15 protein-coding genes are annotated in these 17,541 nt (G+C 56.5%); 11 read left to right on the top strand and 4 right to left on the bottom strand.

Features of this window, described 5'->3' with window-relative positions; genetic code table 11:
• The first annotated feature begins 225 nt into the window (after window positions 1-225).
• The 9 genes from rodZ (at window position 226) to URZ40_RS05540 (ending at window position 10,352) form a co-directional block, all read left to right on the top strand.
• Window positions 226-1,233 carry a cytoskeleton protein RodZ gene (gene rodZ, locus URZ40_RS05500; protein WP_320719973.1) on the top strand — a complete coding sequence of 336 codons (1,008 nt, stop codon included), beginning with the start codon at window positions 226-228 and terminating at the stop codon, window positions 1,231-1,233.
• Window positions 1,234-1,259: 26 nt separating this feature from the next.
• Window positions 1,260-2,378, top strand: coding sequence for a flavodoxin-dependent (E)-4-hydroxy-3-methylbut-2-enyl-diphosphate synthase (ispG, locus tag URZ40_RS05505; protein WP_116343256.1), 1,119 nt, complete (start codon window positions 1,260-1,262; stop codon window positions 2,376-2,378).
• Window positions 2,379-2,458: 80 nt separating this feature from the next.
• Window positions 2,459-3,733, top strand: coding sequence for a histidine--tRNA ligase (hisS, locus tag URZ40_RS05510; protein WP_320719975.1), 1,275 nt, complete (start codon window positions 2,459-2,461; stop codon window positions 3,731-3,733).
• 13 nt (window positions 3,734-3,746) lie between these two features.
• On the top strand, window positions 3,747-4,367 hold the full coding sequence (locus URZ40_RS05515; RefSeq protein ID WP_061097402.1) for a YfgM family protein: 621 nt from the start codon (window positions 3,747-3,749) through the stop codon (window positions 4,365-4,367).
• A 10-nt stretch (window positions 4,368-4,377) separates the two neighbouring features.
• Complete coding sequence (gene bamB / locus URZ40_RS05520) at window positions 4,378-5,556, top strand: outer membrane protein assembly factor BamB (protein ID WP_116343253.1); 1,179 nt, start codon at window positions 4,378-4,380, stop codon at window positions 5,554-5,556.
• 112 nt (window positions 5,557-5,668) lie between these two features.
• Complete coding sequence (gene der / locus URZ40_RS05525) at window positions 5,669-7,144, top strand: ribosome biogenesis GTPase Der (RefSeq protein ID WP_233002501.1); 1,476 nt, start codon at window positions 5,669-5,671, stop codon at window positions 7,142-7,144.
• Between the two features lie 301 nt (window positions 7,145-7,445).
• Window positions 7,446-8,990, top strand: coding sequence for a peptide MFS transporter (locus URZ40_RS05530; protein ID WP_166712060.1), 1,545 nt, complete (start codon window positions 7,446-7,448; stop codon window positions 8,988-8,990).
• Between the two features lie 58 nt (window positions 8,991-9,048).
• On the top strand, window positions 9,049-10,083 hold the full coding sequence (locus URZ40_RS05535; protein WP_320719979.1) for a Gfo/Idh/MocA family oxidoreductase: 1,035 nt from the start codon (window positions 9,049-9,051) through the stop codon (window positions 10,081-10,083).
• A 47-nt stretch (window positions 10,084-10,130) separates the two neighbouring features.
• Window positions 10,131-10,352, top strand: a complete 222-nt coding sequence (locus tag URZ40_RS05540; RefSeq protein ID WP_320719980.1) for a zinc ribbon domain-containing protein — start codon at window positions 10,131-10,133, stop codon at window positions 10,350-10,352.
• Here the strand turns inward: URZ40_RS05540 and URZ40_RS05545 are convergent.
• Genes URZ40_RS05545 through xseA form a run of 3 tightly spaced genes read right to left on the bottom strand, consistent with a single transcriptional unit; the run spans window position 10,349 to window position 13,151 of the window.
• Window positions 10,349-10,699 carry a protealysin inhibitor emfourin gene (locus URZ40_RS05545; RefSeq protein WP_320719982.1) on the bottom strand — a complete coding sequence of 117 codons (351 nt, stop codon included), beginning with the start codon at window positions 10,697-10,699 and terminating at the stop codon, window positions 10,349-10,351. The genes URZ40_RS05540 and URZ40_RS05545 overlap by 4 nt on opposite strands.
• Window positions 10,700-11,719, bottom strand: coding sequence for a M4 family metallopeptidase (locus URZ40_RS05550; RefSeq protein ID WP_320719983.1), 1,020 nt, complete (start codon window positions 11,717-11,719; stop codon window positions 10,700-10,702). It lies immediately after the preceding gene.
• A gap of 58 nt (window positions 11,720-11,777) precedes the next feature.
• Window positions 11,778-13,151: an exodeoxyribonuclease VII large subunit gene (gene xseA, locus URZ40_RS05555; protein WP_192983569.1), complete on the bottom strand. Its 1,374-nt coding sequence runs from the start codon at window positions 13,149-13,151 to the stop codon at window positions 11,778-11,780.
• 158 nt (window positions 13,152-13,309) lie between these two features.
• On the opposite strand from xseA, the gene guaB reads away from it, so the two are divergent.
• Both guaB and guaA read left to right on the top strand, forming a co-directional pair.
• Window positions 13,310-14,776, top strand: a complete 1,467-nt coding sequence (gene guaB, locus URZ40_RS05560; RefSeq protein WP_014884799.1) for an IMP dehydrogenase — start codon at window positions 13,310-13,312, stop codon at window positions 14,774-14,776.
• A 67-nt stretch (window positions 14,777-14,843) separates the two neighbouring features.
• A complete protein-coding gene (gene guaA, locus URZ40_RS05565) occupies window positions 14,844-16,421 on the top strand; it encodes a glutamine-hydrolyzing GMP synthase (protein WP_003860599.1) in 1,578 nt (525 codons plus the stop codon).
• Window positions 16,422-16,634: 213 nt separating this feature from the next.
• Here the strand turns inward: guaA and URZ40_RS05570 are convergent, their stop codons facing one another.
• Window positions 16,635-17,516, bottom strand: a complete 882-nt coding sequence (locus URZ40_RS05570; RefSeq protein ID WP_320719985.1) for an arginase family protein — start codon at window positions 17,514-17,516, stop codon at window positions 16,635-16,637.
• Window positions 17,517-17,541: the final 25 nt, after the last annotated feature.

Genomic DNA, 17,541 nt, shown 5'->3' on the forward strand with positions numbered 1-17,541 from the left:
CGTGATGACTGATCAATAATTACGGTGCGTTTCATCCGACTTTCGGGCAGTATGTAACGACGTAACAACAGTTTAGCCGTTCGGGCAGGGCTGTACTGTCATCTCCGGGCTGACAGTCTTATACTGTCTGTTCAAGGTTAACTGACCTGAAGTTTCGCGGTGCGGGTGGCATTGTGACTCACCGGCACCTGAACCCTTTTTTTCACGTACCAGTAGTTGTAGCGAATGAATACTGAAGCCACTCACGACCAACATGAAGCACTCTCCACTGGCGTTCGTCTTCGCAACGCCCGTGAACAACTCGGACTCAGCCAGCAAGCCGTTGCAGAACGCTTGTGCCTGAAGGTTTCCACGGTTCGCGATATTGAAGAAGATAAGGCGCCTGCCGATCTGGCTTCAACATTTCTGCGCGGTTATATCCGCTCTTACGCAAAGCTGGTGCACATCCCCGAAAACGAATTACTGCCAATGATGGAGAAGCAGGCACCGGTTCGTGCAGCAAAAGTTGCCCCGATGCAAAGCTTCTCCCTGGGGAAACGCCGTAAAAAACGTGATGGCTGGCTGATGAGCTTTACCTGGCTGGTGCTGTTTGTGGTTGTCGGTCTGACCGGCGCGTGGTGGTGGCAGAACCACAAGGCGCAGCAGGAAGAGATCACCACCATGGCCGATCAATCCTCCGCCGAACTCAATCAGGCGAGCAACGGTGGCGCCCAGAGCGTCCCGCTGAACACCGAGGGTGCAGCGACCTCAAGCGAGCCGCAAACAACGGCTCCGGCGACCGAAGCAGCACAGACTCCGGCCGCAACGGCTAACACCGCTGCGCCGCAGGCCCAGGATCAAAACGCGGTCGTCGCGCCTTCTCAGGCAAATGTCGATACTGCGATGAACGCCCCGGCAGCGACTCAGCCTGCGGACAATACCGCGGCGTCCCTGCCGACCGACCCGGCGGCAACAGCCGCGCCAGCCGCCGATCCAAACGCGCTGGTGATGAACTTCACGGCTGACTGCTGGCTGGAAGTGACTGACGCGACAGGTAAAAAACTCTTCAGCGGCCTGCAGCGTAAAGATGGCAATTTAAATCTGGTCGGTCAGGCTCCTTATAAGCTTAAAATTGGCGCTCCGGCAGCGGTACAGATCCAGTATCAAGGAAAACCTGTCGACCTGAGCCGCTTTATCAGAACTAACCAGGTTGCACGTCTTACCGTTAATGCCGAACAATCAGCAGCACAGTAACAGACGGGCAACGCGGGAGATTTTTCATGCATAACCAGGCTCCGATTCAACGTAGAAAATCGAAACGGATTTACGTTGGGAATGTGCCAGTCGGCGATGGGGCACCTATCGCCGTCCAGTCGATGACCAATACGCGCACCACGGACGTGGAAGCGACGGTCAACCAAATCAAAGCATTAGAGCGTGTAGGCGCGGACATTGTTCGCGTCTCCGTGCCCACTATGGATGCCGCTGAGGCGTTCAAACTGATCAAACAGCAGGTCAGCGTTCCGCTGGTTGCAGACATCCACTTCGACTACCGTATCGCGCTGAAAGTCGCCGAATACGGCGTTGATTGCCTGCGTATTAACCCGGGCAACATCGGTAACGAAGAGCGTATCCGCATGGTCGTGGACTGCGCCCGCGACAAAAATATTCCTATCCGTATCGGCGTAAACGCCGGTTCCCTGGAAAAAGATCTGCAGGAAAAATACGGCGAGCCTACGCCTCAGGCGCTGCTCGAATCCGCGATGCGCCACGTCGATCATCTCGATCGTCTTAACTTCGATCAGTTTAAAGTCAGCGTAAAAGCGTCCGACGTGTTCCTCGCAGTGGAATCTTACCGCCTGCTGGCAAAACAGATCGAGCAGCCTCTGCACCTCGGGATCACCGAAGCGGGCGGCCTGCGTAGCGGTTCTGTAAAATCGGCGATCGGCCTGGGGCTGCTGCTCTCTGAAGGGATCGGCGACACCCTGCGCGTCTCGCTGGCGGCCGATCCGGTCGAAGAGATCAAGGTCGGTTTTGATATCCTGAAGTCACTGCGCATTCGTTCGCGTGGGATCAACTTCATTGCCTGCCCAACATGCTCACGTCAGGAATTTGACGTGATCGGCACGGTGAATGCCCTGGAGCAGCGTCTGGAAGACATCATCACCCCAATGGACGTTTCCATCATCGGCTGCGTGGTGAACGGTCCGGGTGAAGCGCTGGTGTCAACCCTGGGCGTAACTGGCGGTAACAAGAAAAGTGGTCTCTATGAAGATGGCGTTCGTAAAGATCGTCTGGATAATAGCGACATGATCGACCAGCTTGAAGCCCGCATCCGCGCCAAAGCCGCGATGATGGACGAAACACAGCGTATCAGCGTTCAGCAGGTTGAAAAATAACGTGATGGGAAGCATGCCGCTTCCCATGTATGATTGAACCCATTCTTTGGGTTTTTTTTGTATATAGAAAGAGAATAAACGTGGCAAAAAACATTCAAGCCATCCGCGGCATGAACGATTACCTGCCTGGCGAAACCGCCATCTGGCAGCGCATTGAAGGCACGCTGAAGCAGGTGCTCGGCAGCTACGGTTACAGCGAAATCCGTTTGCCGATTGTAGAGCAGACCCCGTTATTCAAACGCGCGATCGGTGAAGTGACCGACGTGGTTGAAAAAGAGATGTACACCTTTGAGGACCGCAACGGCGACAGCCTGACCCTGCGTCCGGAAGGTACGGCGGGCTGCGTTCGCGCCGGCATCGAACATGGTCTTCTGTACAATCAGGAGCAGCGCCTGTGGTATATCGGCCCGATGTTCCGCCACGAACGTCCGCAGAAAGGTCGTTATCGCCAGTTCAACCAGCTGGGCGTGGAAGTCTTTGGCCTGCAGGGCCCGGACATCGACGCCGAACTGATTATGCTGACCGCCCGCTGGTGGCGCGCGCTCGGTATCGCCGATCATGTCTCCCTGGAACTGAACTCAATCGGTTCTCTGGAAGCGCGAGCTAACTACCGCGATGCGCTGGTGGCGTTCCTGGAACAGCACAAAGAGAAGCTGGACGAAGACTGCAAACGTCGCATGTACAGCAACCCGCTGCGCGTGCTGGATTCCAAAAACCCTGATGTCCAGGCGCTGCTGAACGATGCCCCTGCGCTGGGTGACTACCTGGACGACGAGTCTCGCGAACACTTTACCGGTCTGTGCAAGCTGCTCGAAGCGGCGGGCATTGCCTACAGCGTGAACCAGCGTCTGGTGCGCGGTCTGGATTATTACAACCGCACCGTGTTTGAGTGGGTAACCACCAGCCTCGGTTCGCAGGGTACCGTATGTGCCGGCGGCCGTTATGACGGTCTGGTTGAGCAACTGGGTGGCCGTGCGGCCCCTGCGGTTGGCTTCGCGATGGGTCTTGAACGACTTGTTTTGCTGGTTCAGGCAGTTAATCCGGAATTTAAAGCAGATTCCGTTGTCGATATATACCTGGTGGCTTCAGGCGCGGAAACGCAATCTGCGGCGATGCAGCTTGCCGAACGCGTGCGTGATGCACTGCCGGGCGTTAAGCTAATGACCAACCATGGCGGCGGCAACTTCAAAAAACAGTTTGCTCGTGCCGATAAGTGGGGCGCAAGTATTGCACTGGTGCTGGGCGAGTCCGAAGTGGCTAACGGCGAAGTGGTAGTAAAAGACCTGCGCTCTGGTGAGCAGACAACGGTAACGCAGGACGGCGTTGCGGCGCACTTGCGCACTCTATTGGGCTAAGGAGAAAGACGGCGTGGAAATGTACGAGAACGAACACGATCAGGTCGACGCGATTAAACGCTTCTTTGCTGAAAACGGCAAAGCGCTGGTTGTTGGGGTAATTTTAGGTGTGGGTGCGCTGGTTGGCTGGCGTTACTGGAACAATCATCAGGCGGATTCCGCGCGCGGCGCGTCTCTGTCCTATGAAAATACCGTTAGCGCGCTTCGGGCCGATCAGCCGCAAACGCTGGTTGCGGCAGAGAAATTTGCCGCCGACAACAAAAACACCTACGGTGCGCTGGCTGCACTGGAAGTGGCTCAGCAGTATGTTGATAAGAACGAACTGGATAAAGCCGCTGCTCAGCTGTCTCAGGGCCTTGCTGCTGCCAGCGATGAAAATCTGAAGGCAGTGATCAATCTGCGCCTGGCACGTATTCAGGTTCAGCAGAAAAAAGCTGACGACGCGCTGAAAACGCTCGATACCATCAAAGGCGAAGGTTTTGCTGCCATCGTTGCCGATCTGCGCGGTGAAGCACTGCTGAGCAAAGGTGACAAAGCGGGCGCGCGTAAAGCGTGGCAAGCTGGCGTAGAGAGCAAAGCGTCACCTGCGCTGAGCGAAATGATGCAGATGAAAATAAATAATTTGTCCGTCTGAGAGGGACCCGATGCAATTGCGTAAATTACTTCTGCCAGGACTGCTTTCTGTTACGTTATTGAGTGGTTGTTCACTGTTCAGTGGCGAAGAAGACGTTGTGAAAATGTCCCCACTGCCGACGGTTGAAAACCAGTTTACCCCATCCACCGCGTGGGATGTCTCCGTGGGCAGTGGGATTGGTGATTTTTATTCCAACCTTCATCCGGCCTATGCCGACAGCGTTGTCTATGCCGCTGACCGTAAAGGTACCGTGAAAGCGGTCAACGCCGATGATGGAAAAGAAGTCTGGTCCGTTAACCTGGCGGAAAAAGACGGCTGGTTCTCCCGTAAACCTGCATTGCTGTCTGGCGGTCTGACCGTTTCCGGTGGTCATGTGTACGTGGGCAGCGAAAAGGCGCAGGTGTATGCGCTGAACAGCAGCGACGGTTCCATTGCCTGGCAAACGACCGTTGCCGGTGAGTCTCTGTCTCGCCCGGTGGTGAGCGACGGCCTGGTGCTGATTCATACCAGCAACGGCCAGCTGCAGGCGCTGAACGAAGCGGACGGTCTGGTGAAATGGACCGTTAACCTGGATATGCCAGCGCTCTCTCTGCGCGGTGAATCTGCGCCGGCTACCGCATTTGGCGCTGCCATTGTGGGCGGTGACAACGGTCGCGTGAGCGCCGTGCTGATGCAGCAGGGCCAGATGATCTGGCAGCAGCGCATCTCTCAGGCCACTGGCTCAACGGAAATTGACCGTCTGAGCGACGTAGACACCACGCCGGTTATCGTTGACGGTGTGGTTTACGCGCTGGCCTATAACGGCAACCTGACCGCGCTGGACCTGCGCAGCGGCCAGATCATGTGGAAACGCGAGCTGGGCTCTGTGAATGATTTCATCGTGGACGGTAACCGCATCTATATGGTTGACCAGAACGACCGCCTGCTGGCGCTGAGCACCGAAGGCGGCGTGACGCTGTGGACACAGAGCGACCTGCTGCATCGTCTGCTGACCGCTCCGGTACTGTATAACGGCAGCCTGGTGGTAGGCGACAGCGAAGGCTATATGCACTGGATCGATCCAGAGAATGGCCGCTTCGTGGCACAGCAGAAAGTGGACGGTTCAGGCTTCCTGACCGACCCGGTTGTGGCTGACGGCAAACTGCTGATTCAGGCAAAAGACGGCACGCTGTACGCGATCACGCGTTAATTACCCGGCGGTTGTAGTATACTAAACGGCTCCTGTTCACTCAGGAGCCGTTTTGACATTTTTAAAAACGCCGCGAAAGCGACGTTTATTTGAATTTTATGAGGCTTCAAACATGGTACCTGTGGTCGCGCTTGTCGGGCGCCCTAACGTTGGAAAATCCACTCTTTTTAACCGTTTAACACGCACCCGTGATGCGCTGGTTGCGGATTTCCCGGGGCTGACGCGTGACCGTAAGTACGGTCGTGCAGAGGTGGAAGGACGCGAGTTCATCTGTATTGATACCGGCGGTATCGATGGCACAGAAGACGGCGTTGAAACCCGTATGGCGGAACAGTCATTGCTGGCGATTGAAGAAGCGGACGTGGTGCTGTTCATGGTGGATGCACGCGCTGGCCTGATGCCGGCGGACTCTGCAATCGCTAAACACCTGCGTTCACGCGAAAAGCCAACTTTCCTGGTGGCGAACAAAACTGACGGCATCGATGCCGATCAGGCTATCGCGGACTTCTGGTCTCTGGGCATGGGGGAGATCCACCCGATTGCGGCATCGCATGGCCGCGGTGTGACCAGCCTGCTGGAAACCGTTCTGCTGCCGTGGGTGGACGAAGTGAACCCACCGGAAGAGGTGGACGAAGACGCCGCATACTGGGCGCAGTTCGAAGACGGTGAAGAGGGCGAAGAAGAAGCGCCTGAGGATGACTTCAACCCGCAGGATCTGCCGATCAAGCTGGCTATCGTCGGCCGTCCAAACGTAGGTAAGTCTACACTTACTAACCGTATTCTGGGCGAAGAGCGCGTGGTGGTTTACGACATGCCGGGCACAACGCGTGACAGCATCTATATTCCGATGCAGCGCGATGAACGTGAATATGTCCTCATCGACACCGCCGGGGTACGTAAGCGCGGAAAAATCACCGACGTGGTGGAAAAATTCTCCGTTATCAAAACCCTGCAGGCAATTGAAGATGCCAACGTGGTGCTGCTCGTTATCGACGCGCGCGAAGGTATCTCCGATCAGGATCTCTCACTGCTCGGCTTTATCCTCAATAGTGGGCGCTCACTGGTTATCGTGGTCAACAAGTGGGACGGCCTGAGCAATGAAGTACGCGAGCAGGTGAAAGAGACCCTGGACTTCCGTCTGGGCTTTATCGACTTTGCCCGCGTGCACTTTATTTCTGCGCTGCACGGCAGCGGCGTCGGTAACCTGTTCGAATCCGTGCGTGAAGCCTATGACAGCTCCACTCGTCGTCAGAGCACCGCCATGCTGACCCGCATCATGAATATGGCTGCGGAAGACCACCAGCCGCCGCTGGTTCGCGGTCGTCGCGTGAAGCTGAAATATGCCCACGCCGGTGGCTATAACCCGCCAATCGTGGTGATCCACGGCAACCAGGTGAAAGACCTGCCGGATTCCTACAAGCGCTATCTGATGAACTACTTCCGTAAATCGCTGGACGTGATGGGCACGCCTATCCGCATCCAGTTTAAGGAAGGGGAAAACCCGTTCGCCAACAAGCGCAACACCCTGACGCCAAACCAGATGCGTAAGCGTAAGCGTTTGATTAAGCACATTAAGAAAAGCAAATAATCATTGCCGATCTCACGAAGGCCCGCGTTTATCGCGGGCTTTTTTTTTTGCCTGACCATACCGCCAGTTTTCTCTGTGTGATGTCAATCACTATTCATTTTCAACCACGTTTAAATCTAAGAAAGTAGACAATCGTCGAATTTTCATCTTAAAGTCCAGGGTCCGGTACTAGACAAAACTAGCGACTGGTTATCAAATGGTTAACTAACTTTTCGCCGCATGTAAAAAATCGGTCAGATACGTAACTGGCCGGCGTACCTGCTGGTGTTTACAAGCACGACACATACCTTTCGGGAGAATTATGCAATCCTCTGTTAATCAAAAAGAGAGCCGAACGTTCTTCGGCCATCCGTATCCGCTCGGTTCGCTGTTCTTTACCGAGATGTGGGAGCGTTTCTCGTTTTACGGCATTCGCCCGCTGCTGATCCTGTTTATGGCCGCCACCGTCTATGACGGCGGAATGGGCCTGGCGCGCGAAAACGCCTCGGCGATTGTCGGTATCTTTGCCGGCACCATGTACCTCGCCGCGCTGCCGGGCGGCTGGCTGGCTGATAACTGGCTCGGCCAGCAGAGAGCTGTCTGGTACGGTTCGATTCTGATCGCGCTCGGCCATCTGTCGATCGCGCTGTCGGCCATCATGGGCAATAACCTGTTCTTTATCGGCTTGATGTTCATCGTGCTCGGCTCTGGCCTGTTCAAAACCTGCATCTCGGTGATGGTCGGAACCCTGTATAAAAAAGGCGATGCGCGTCGTGACGGCGGTTTCTCGCTGTTCTACATGGGCATCAACATGGGCTCGTTCATCGCCCCGCTGATTTCCGGCTGGCTGATTAAAACCCACGGCTGGCACTGGGGCTTTGGTATTGGCGGCATCGGGATGCTGGTAGCGCTGATTATCTTCCGCGTATTTGCCGTTCCGGCGATGAAGCGCTACGACAGCGAAGTCGGTCTGGACTCGACATGGAACAGCCCGGTGGTGAAGCGCAACGGCGTGGGTGTCTGGCTGCTGGCGCTGGCGGCAGGGGTGGCAACGCTCGTGACGCTGATTGCGCAGGGCGTGATTGTCATTAACCCGGTCGCGGTAGCCAGCGTGCTGGTCTACGTGATTGCGGCGTCTGTTGCCCTCTACTTTATCTACCTGTTCATTTTCGCGGGCCTGAGCCGCAAAGAGCGCGCCAGGCTGCTGGTCTGCTTTATTCTGCTGGTCTCAGCCGCGTTCTTCTGGTCCGCGTTTGAGCAGAAGCCAACCTCGTTCAACCTGTTTGCCAACGACTACACTAACCGCATGATTGGTGATTTTGAAATTCCGGCGGTGTGGTTCCAGTCGATCAACGCCCTGTTCATCATCCTGCTGGCCCCGGTGTTCAGCTGGGCATGGCCGAAGCTCGCGAGCATGAACATTCGCCCGAGCAGCATCACCAAGTTTGTAATTGGTATTCTGTGTGCGGCAGGGGGCTTTGGTCTGATGATGCTGGCGGCACAGAACGTGCTGAGCAACGGCGGGGCGGGCGTGTCGCCGTTCTGGCTGGTGGGCAGTATCCTGATGCTGACGCTCGGTGAGCTGTGCCTGAGCCCGATCGGTCTGGCGACCATGACCCTGTTGGCACCGGAGAGAATGCGCGGCCAGATGATGGGGCTGTGGTTCTGCGCCAGCGCGCTGGGTAACCTGGCGGCGGGCCTGATTGGCGGCCACGTGAAGGCCGACCAGCTGGATATGCTGCCGGATCTCTTTGCGCGCTGCTCCATGGCGCTGCTGATTTGTGCCGCAGTGCTGATCGTCCTCATTGTTCCGGTGCGCCGCATGCTGGAAAATGTGCAGACTAAACCGGCAGTTAGCGCCTCATAAACCTCGGTGTGCCGGGGCAGGCGTTACGCCCCGGCACGGTATTTTCTGAGGTGAAACTATGCAGTTAGGATTTGTTGGTCTTGGCGCGGTAGTGGAAACAGCGTATCTGCCCGCATTGCGTAACCTGTTCGATGACGCTGTTCGTTGTTTCGGCTTCGATGTTCTCCCCGCTAAGCACCCCGAAGGCGTTACGCGCAGCGCCTCGCTTGCGGAGCTTTTAGCCACCCCGCTGGATACCCTTTTTATCACCACCGCATCGCTGCACCATCTTGCAGTGCTTGAGCAGGCGATTGCCTCGCCTGTACCGCGGATTGTGATTGAAAAACCGATTGTCGCCACGCTTTCTCAAATCAAAAAACTCAACGCGCTGCTGGCAACGCCCGATGTGGCATCCCGCGTGCTGGCGCTCGACCACTGGATGGCGCGCACCGAAACGGTGAAGCATTCACTGGTCGGCCATGTTTCTGACATCGTTCGCATCGAAGGCTTTTTGCAGGAGCCGAGTGGGTATAACGCCGCCGGGGAACCTGTCGCGCTCAATTTCGCGACCGGTGAACCGGATACGAGAACGCTTCGCCACCCGGACGGCGTGATTCTGGATATCGGTACGCACGTGCTGGCGATGCTGCGTGAAACGGTGCGCTATCTTGGCGGCCATGAGGATATGACGCTGCAGGTCGTCACGGCCAAAGATCGCCTGGGCCGCAATATTGCAAAAGGCGACCTGACCACGGCGGAAGGTGAGGCGCACTTGCAGGGAAGCATCAGCGGTGTGCCAGTGGAGATCTGGCTTAACAAATACGCGGGGCCTGCAGGTGGACAAAAGGGCTTACGAGTGTATTTACGCGACGGGCGCATCATCAACCACGACCGACGCGGCGCTGAAGATGTGCTGGAGCTGATTGAGGGTAAGGATATTCAGCGCTGGCATATCCCCGGTACGATCTATGAACGCTGTCTTGCCGAACACATTATTGGCGCAAAGAGCCTGTTTGAACGCGATCCGCAGGAGGTGAGCCGCACGACGCGCCGCAGAATCGAGGAGGTGGCGCTGCTGCTGACCTTGCAGCAACAGTTGCGTGGCCCGCACTGAAGACGTGGTAAAATTATCGCAGACCAGAACGCCCTGAAGGAGACATCATGACCATTACCTGCCCGGATTGCCAGGCACCGCTTGAACCCCTGAACGGGGTGGCGCACTGCGACAGCTGTAATAAAGATATTGCGCTCGAAGCCCGCTGCCCGGAGTGTCATCAGCCACTCCAGGTCTTAAAAGCCTGCGGGGCGGTGGATTATTTCTGCCAGAACGGCCACGGTCTTATCTCTAAAAAACGCGTGGAGTTTGTTCGGGACGAAAGTTAATCGCACACGCAGCCTTCGCCTTTCTTCCACAGCTCGATCAGCGACTCGGGCGCTTCCTGCTCCGGCACCAGCACGATGATATCGGCGTAGTGCGCCTGATTTTGTCCGGTCCAGATAATCTGGATGCGGAAATAGCGCTGATCCCCGCTGCCGGGGGAAGAGACTTGTCCGGGCGGCTGGCCGCGCGGGAAGGCCTGCTCGAGTATGCTCACCAGACGCTGGCGCTGGGCCTCATTGAGCGAGGAGAGCGCGATGGTGCGCTGGCCGCTCAGCTTAGGAATAAAAGCGACGCCGCCTTCCCGGGCCAGCTCAACCACGGCGTCATCCGTCAGTTCCGGAACCTGCATTTACAGCACTCCCACCTGTTCCCAGGCTTGTTTTATTGCCGCCCCAACGTCGCTACCGGAGCGTTTCTCTCCGTGCGCTATCGTCAGTTTTGCAAAGGCATCAAAATCTGCATCCTGCGCCAGATTGCGATCGCAAACCGTGTCGTACCAGGCATAACCCGCTTTTTCCCACGCATAGCCGCCGATTGCGGTCGCGGCCAGATAAAACGCCCGGTTAGGGATGCCGGAGTTAAGATGTACGCCGCCGTTATCCTCGCGCGTTTTGATGAAATCTTTCATATGCGCGGGCTGGGGGTCTTTGCCTAGCAGAGGATCGTCGTAGGCGGTGCCGGGGTCAGACATGGAGCGCAGCCCTTTGCCGTTAATGCCCGCGGCCAGCAGCCCTTCACCAATCAGCCAGTCTGCTTTATCGGCGGTTTGCTTCAGATGATACTGTTTCACCAGCGAGCCAAACACGTCTGACAGGGACTCGTTCAGCGCGCCCGATTGCTCAAAATAGATGAGCCCGGCTTCGGTCTCGGTTACGCCGTGGCTCAGCTCGTGCGCCACCACGTCGATGGCAATCGTAAAGCGGTTAAAGATTTCCCCGTCGCCGTCACCGAATACCATCTGCTGCCCATTCCAGAAGGCGTTCTGATATTCCCGACCGTAATGCACGGTGCCGGTCAAAATAAGCCCCTTATTATCGAGCGAATCACGCTGATATTCTTTCCAGAAGAAATCATGGGTGATACCTAAATAGTTATAGGCTTCATCCACCGCCACATCGCCGTTGGAGGGTTGTCCCTCATAACGCACCTGCCTACCCGGCAGCTCCTGGGTCTGTTTCGCATCGTAGATATCGCGCTCCAGCTGGCCGACTTTATTCACGTGCGGCGCGGCGGGTTTGCCCGGCATATGCGCCATCAGGGTCTGGACGTGGGTTAAGGTCTGGCGGGCACAGCGCTGCTGCGGCTCGGAACCGCTTTCGATAATACGACGAAGAATATAAGGGGGAATAACGCTACGAAGATGGGACATGCTGCTCTCCTTATTAAAAAAGGGAATAGCAGCAGTATAGTAAGTAACCGGCGAAGAATTATCCGGTTTTGCGCTGACGCGTCTTTTTCACCGGTTTAATTGATTTCACTTCGCTTTCTACCCAGCCGTCAGACAGCCGGGTGGTAAGAACATCACCGGTATTCACCTGTTTTGCTTGCTTCAGCACTTTGCCGTCCGCTGCCGTCGTCACGCTATAGCCGCGCGCCAGCGTGGAGAGGGGGCTCACGGCTTCCAGATGGGTCACCGCATTGCCAAAACGTTCGCGGGTGGTGCTCAGACGCGCCCGGAGAGTCTCCGCCAGACGATACTCCAGCTGCTGAATGCGCGTTTGCGCGCGATAAATTTTCGGCTGCGGGTTCTGCTGGTTCAGGCGCTGCGTAACACGCTGCTGGCGCGCTACCGCGCGCTTAAGCTGCGCGTCCACCGCAACGTTCATGCGCTGACGCAGGCGTTCCAGCACGGTCTGCTGACGCGCCAGACGCAGCTGCGGGTGCTGCTGCTGAAGACGATGATGAAGCTGAGTAAAGCGGCGGGTACGGTTGGCAAGGAAGTAGTCCATTGCCATCTCAAGACGCTGCTGGCCGTTCTGAATCTGGCGCAGCAACTCCAGCTGGTTACGGCTCACCACTTCCGCCGCCGCGGACGGCGTAGGCGCGCGCAGATCCGCGACAAAATCGGCAATCGTCACGTCCGTTTCGTGCCCGACGGCGCTCACCACGGGGATAACGCTTGCAAAGATTGCCCGCGCCACGCGCTCGTCGTTAAAGCTCCACAAATCCTCCAGCGAGCCGCCGCCGCGCCCGACGATTAAGACGTCGCACTCCTGACGGGCGTTCGCCAGCTCAATGGCGCGAACTATCTGTCCTGGCGCATCGTCACCCTGCACGGCGGTGGGGTAGATGATGACGGGCAGGGAAGGGTCGCGACGCTTCAGCACGTGCAAAATATCGTGCAGAGCGGCACCGGTTTTCGAGGTAATCACCCCCACGCAGTGGGCAGGCGATGGCAGCGGCTTTTTGAACTGCTGGTCGAACAATCCTTCGGCAGAGAGCCTGGCTTTTAACTGTTCATACTTCTGCTGCAGAAGGCCTTCGCCCGCAGGCTGCATGCTCTCGACGATAATTTGATAATCACCGCGCGGTTCATACAGGGTGATATTGGCGCGCACCAGAACCTGCTGGCCGTGCTGAGGGCGGAACGTGACGCGGCGGTTGCTGTTGCGGAACATCGCGCAGCGCACCTGGGCGGTATCGTCTTTTAGCGTAAAGTACCAGTGGCCGGAGGACGGCTGCGTGAAGTTAGAGATCTCACCGCTGATCCAGACCTGCCCCATTTCCTGCTCAAGCAGCAAACGCACCGTCTGATTAAGGCGGCTAACGGTATAAATTGAGGGGGATTGAGAGGATAACATGTGAGCGGGATCAAATTCTAAATCAGCAAGTTATTCAGTCGATAGTAACCTGCTGAGAGGCAATCGCAAGCTTTTTTATAAAAAAGTGTAGATGCAATCGGTTACGCTCTGTATAATGCCACGGCAATATTTAACCACCCAGGTCAGAGATATTGCCCATGCTACGTATCGCTAAAGAAGCACTGACGTTTGACGACGTCCTCCTCGTTCCCGCTCATTCCACCGTTCTGCCGAATACTGCCGACCTCAGCACGCAGTTGACGAAAACCATTCGTCTGAACATTCCTATGCTCTCCGCGGCAATGGACACCGTGACGGAAGCGCGCCTGGCAATCGCCCTGGCACAGGAAGGCGGCATTGGCTTTATCCATAAAAACATGTCTATCGAGCGTCAGGCGGAAGAAGTTCGCCGCGTGAAGAAGCATGAATCCGGCATCGTGTCCGATCCTCAGACCGTTCTGCCAACCACCACCCTGCACGAAGTGAAAGCCCTGACCGAACGTAACGGCTTCGCCGGTTACCCGGTTGTGACCGAAGACAACGAACTGGTCGGTATCATCACCGGTCGTGACGTACGTTTCGTGACTGACCTGAACCAGCCTGTCAGCGTGTACATGACGCCAAAAGAGCGTCTGGTGACCGTACGCGAAGGTGAAACCCGCGACGTGGTGCTGGCAAAAATGCACGAAAAACGCGTTGAGAAAGCGCTGGTGGTGGATGCGAACTTCCACCTGCGCGGCATGATCACCGTTAAAGATTTCCAGAAAGCTGAACGTAAACCGAACGCCTGTAAAGACGAGCATGGCCGTCTGCGCGTTGGCGCTGCGGTTGGCGCGGGTGCCGGTAACGAAGAGCGCGTTGACGCGCTGGTTGCTGCGGGCGTTGACGTCCTGCTGATTGACTCCTCTCACGGCCACTCCGAAGGCGTTCTGCAACGTATTCGTGATACCCGTGCCAAATACCCTGACCTGCAGATCATCGGCGGTAACGTGGCCACTGGCGCAGGCGCTCGCGCGCTGGCTGACGCTGGCTGCAGCGCGGTGAAAGTGGGTATCGGCCCAGGCTCTATCTGTACCACGCGTATCGTGACCGGCGTGGGCGTTCCACAGATCACCGCCGTGTCTGACGCGGTTGAAGCGCTGGAAGGCACCGGTATTCCGGTTATCGCTGACGGCGGTATCCGCTTCTCTGGCGACATCGCTAAAGCCATCGCCGCTGGCGCAGCTGCCGTGATGGTAGGCTCCATGCTGGCCGGTACCGAAGAATCCCCGGGTGAAATCGAACTCTACCAGGGCCGTTCTTACAAATCCTACCGCGGCATGGGCTCCCTGGGCGCGATGTCCAAAGGTTCCTCCGACCGTTACTTCCAGACCGATAACGCCGCTGACAAACTGGTACCGGAAGGTATCGAAGGTCGCGTTGCCTATAAAGGCCGTCTGAAAGAGATCATTCACCAGCAGATGGGCGGCCTGCGCTCCTGTATGGGTCTGACCGGCTGTGGTACCATTGACCTGCTGCGTACTAAAGCGGAATTCGTACGCATCAGCGGTGCGGGTATCCAGGAGAGCCACGTTCACGACGTGACGATCACCAAAGAGTCCCCGAACTACCGTCTGGGCTCCTGATAAGTTTCCGCGCCCGGCTTCTGCCGGGCGCTCTGTTTTTGTTTCACTTGCCTCGGAATTAGCGTCAATGACGGAAAACATTCATAAACATCGCATTCTCATCCTGGACTTTGGTTCTCAGTACACTCAGCTGGTGGCGCGTCGCGTGCGTGAACTGGGCGTTTACTGTGAGCTGTGGGCGTGGGATGTCACGGAAGCACAGATTCGCGAATTCAATCCAAGCGGCATCATCCTGTCCGGCGGCCCGGAAAGCACCACCGAAGAGAACAGCCCGCGCGCGCCGCAGTATGTGTTCGAAGCTGGCGTGCCGGTATTCGGCGTCTGCTACGGTATGCAGACCATGGCAATGCAGCTGGGTGGCCACGTTGAAGGTTCTAACGAGCGTGAGTTCGGCTATGCACAGGTAGAAGTCGTCACCGACAGCGCGCTGGTGCGCGGTATCGAAGACTCCCTGACCGCAGACGGCAAACCGCTGCTGGACGTGTGGATGAGCCACGGCGACAAAGTTACCGCCATCCCGTCTGACTTCGTGACCGTTGCCAGCACCGAAAGCTGCCCGTTCGCCATCATGGCGAACGAAGAAAAACGCTTCTACGGCGTACAGTTCCACCCGGAAGTGACTCACACCCGTCAGGGTATGCGCATGCTGGAGCGCTTCGTACGTGACATCTGCCAGTGTGAAGCCCTGTGGACCCCGGCAAAAATCATCGACGACGCCGTTGAGCGTATCCGCCAGCAGGTTGGCGATGACAAAGTGATCCTCGGCCTCTCCGGCGGCGTGGACTCCTCCGTGACCGCGATGCTGCTGCACCGCGCTATCGGCAAAAACCTGACCTGCGTGTTCGTGGATAACGGCCTGCTGCGTCTGAACGAAGCTAAGCAGGTTATGGACATGTTCGGCGACCACTTCGGTCTGAACATCGTTCACGTGGAAGGTGAGCAGCGCTTCCTGGACGCGCTGAAAGGCGAGAACGATCCGGAAGCCAAGCGTAAGATCATCGGCCGCGTCTTCGTGGAAGTGTTCGACGAAGAAGCGCTGAAGCTGGAAGACGTGAAGTGGCTGGCGCAGGGCACCATCTACCCTGACGTGATCGAATCTGCGGCTTCCGCCACCGGTAAAGCGCACGTCATCAAATCTCACCACAACGTGGGCGGCCTGCCGAAAGAGATGAAGATGGGTCTGGTTGAGCCGCTGCGCGAGCTGTTCAAAGACGAAGTGCGCAAGATCGGTCTGGAACTGGGTCTGCCGTATGACATGCTCTACCGTCACCCGTTCCCGGGCCCGGGTCTTGGCGTGCGCGTGCTGGGTGAAGTGAAGAAAGAGTACTGCGACCTGCTGCGTCGCGCGGACGCGATCTTCATCGAAGAGCTGCACAAAGCTGACCTGTACAACAAAGTGAGCCAGGCGTTCACCGTGTTCCTGCCGGTTCGCTCCGTCGGCGTAATGGGCGATGGCCGTAAGTACGACTGGGTTGTTTCCCTGCGTGCGGTGGAAACCATTGACTTCATGACCGCGCACTGGGCGCACTTGCCGTATGACTTCTTAGGCCGCGTGTCTAACAGAATAATTAATGAAGTCAATGGCATATCGCGGGTCGTATATGACATCAGCGGTAAGCCACCGGCTACGATTGAATGGGAATGATTTCCTAACAGGAAATGTCTGGTACTAACAGGTTCTAAATTATCTCTAAGCCCGCGGATTGCGGGCTTTTTTTTGGCCATGGCTGGCAACACCATGTCAGGTTAGTGCCAGAAGCGGACGATGTGACAGGAAAAGTATCAGTACTGCCAATAGGTTATGTTAGAAGTCCGTATATCCTCAAGATGACGTGCTGACAAAATTAGATCTGGGCTCTTACTCGTTCATTATAGGAAGCTTTTTAAGAAACTCTTTAAGATTCCAGGCATCCCATGGCAGATGTTCGGTAATACCTATAATCACAATTTCTGTTTCAGCAGAGACATCACGGATGATTCTGAGCATCTGTGCAAGATTCAGTTTTCCTACCGGATACACTGCCTGCCAGTCAAACTCAGGTTCAGGCTCTGCGAACAGCAGTGAACGAAAAACCTCCGGGTTAAGGACGTCCAGGTCCAGATGCACTGCCAGTTTGCGGATGTTCTGTTCTTTTATCCAGAGAGTGATCCTGTCACTGTTCTCATAAAGTTCTTCAGGCCGGGCGATCTGCAGACCAAGATCGCTGATAACGGACGATTCCTGCTCGGTCAGCCCTTCTTCAATCAGACCGGCATACATGACGCGCGAGGGTGCTACCGGAGTTTTCACTTTTGAAGCAAACTCCGTATCGCCGCCGCCTAAAAGATTGCCCAGTACCATGGTATGACCATTGGTAAAATCGCGCGGGGTCTTCACATCGGGGTGTGAATCGATCCACAGTACGCCCATTTCACCATTGTGCCTGGCGTTCATCCAGGCAAACGGAGCCTGGTCTACAAGGCAGTCACCGCCGAACACCACGATATGATCCGGTTCTTCTTTTTCCAGCACTGCCCAGGCTTCATCATGCTGGCTGAATAACTGCCGGCGATAAAGCAGACCCTCTTCAGGCTCAGGCGTGTCCGGGTTAAATTCCGGCACGCTGATAGTATGCAGAGGGGAGCGTGACTCCGGAGAGAGCCAGTGCAGCAACCGGGCACCAAACCCGTAGAGCTCCTGGTTGCCACCCTGCCACTGTGGAAATAAGATCCTGATGGTTTTTTTCGACTTGTCAGTCATGTTAACTCCCTAGTTTCAGCACAGC

It is taken from the genome of Enterobacter sp. 296B2, assembly GCF_034106185.1.
Lineage (GTDB): Bacteria > Pseudomonadota > Gammaproteobacteria > Enterobacterales > Enterobacteriaceae > Enterobacter > Enterobacter cloacae_N.

Bases quoted from the DNA above. Each gene is read 5' to 3' on its own strand.
- URZ40_RS05570 (WP_320719985.1), bottom strand. From the start codon at position 17,516: ATGACTGACAAGTCGAAAAAAACCATCAGGATCTTATTTCCACAGTGG.
- URZ40_RS05550 (WP_320719983.1), bottom strand. From the start codon at position 11,719: ATGTCCCATCTTCGTAGCGTTATTCCCCCTTATATTCTTCGTCGTATT.
- URZ40_RS05530 (WP_166712060.1), top strand. From the start codon at position 7,446: ATGCAATCCTCTGTTAATCAAAAAGAGAGCCGAACGTTCTTCGGCCAT.
- guaA (WP_003860599.1), top strand. From the start codon at position 14,844: ATGACGGAAAACATTCATAAACATCGCATTCTCATCCTGGACTTTGGT.
- rodZ (WP_320719973.1), top strand. From the start codon at position 226: ATGAATACTGAAGCCACTCACGACCAACATGAAGCACTCTCCACTGGC.
- ispG (WP_116343256.1), top strand. From the start codon at position 1,260: ATGCATAACCAGGCTCCGATTCAACGTAGAAAATCGAAACGGATTTAC.
- URZ40_RS05540 (WP_320719980.1), top strand. From the start codon at position 10,131: ATGACCATTACCTGCCCGGATTGCCAGGCACCGCTTGAACCCCTGAAC.
- bamB (WP_116343253.1), top strand. From the start codon at position 4,378: ATGCAATTGCGTAAATTACTTCTGCCAGGACTGCTTTCTGTTACGTTA.
- URZ40_RS05545 (WP_320719982.1), bottom strand. From the start codon at position 10,699: ATGCAGGTTCCGGAACTGACGGATGACGCCGTGGTTGAGCTGGCCCGG.
- guaB (WP_014884799.1), top strand. From the start codon at position 13,310: ATGCTACGTATCGCTAAAGAAGCACTGACGTTTGACGACGTCCTCCTC.
- der (WP_233002501.1), top strand. From the start codon at position 5,669: ATGGTACCTGTGGTCGCGCTTGTCGGGCGCCCTAACGTTGGAAAATCC.
- xseA (WP_192983569.1), bottom strand. From the start codon at position 13,151: ATGTTATCCTCTCAATCCCCCTCAATTTATACCGTTAGCCGCCTTAAT.
- URZ40_RS05535 (WP_320719979.1), top strand. From the start codon at position 9,049: ATGCAGTTAGGATTTGTTGGTCTTGGCGCGGTAGTGGAAACAGCGTAT.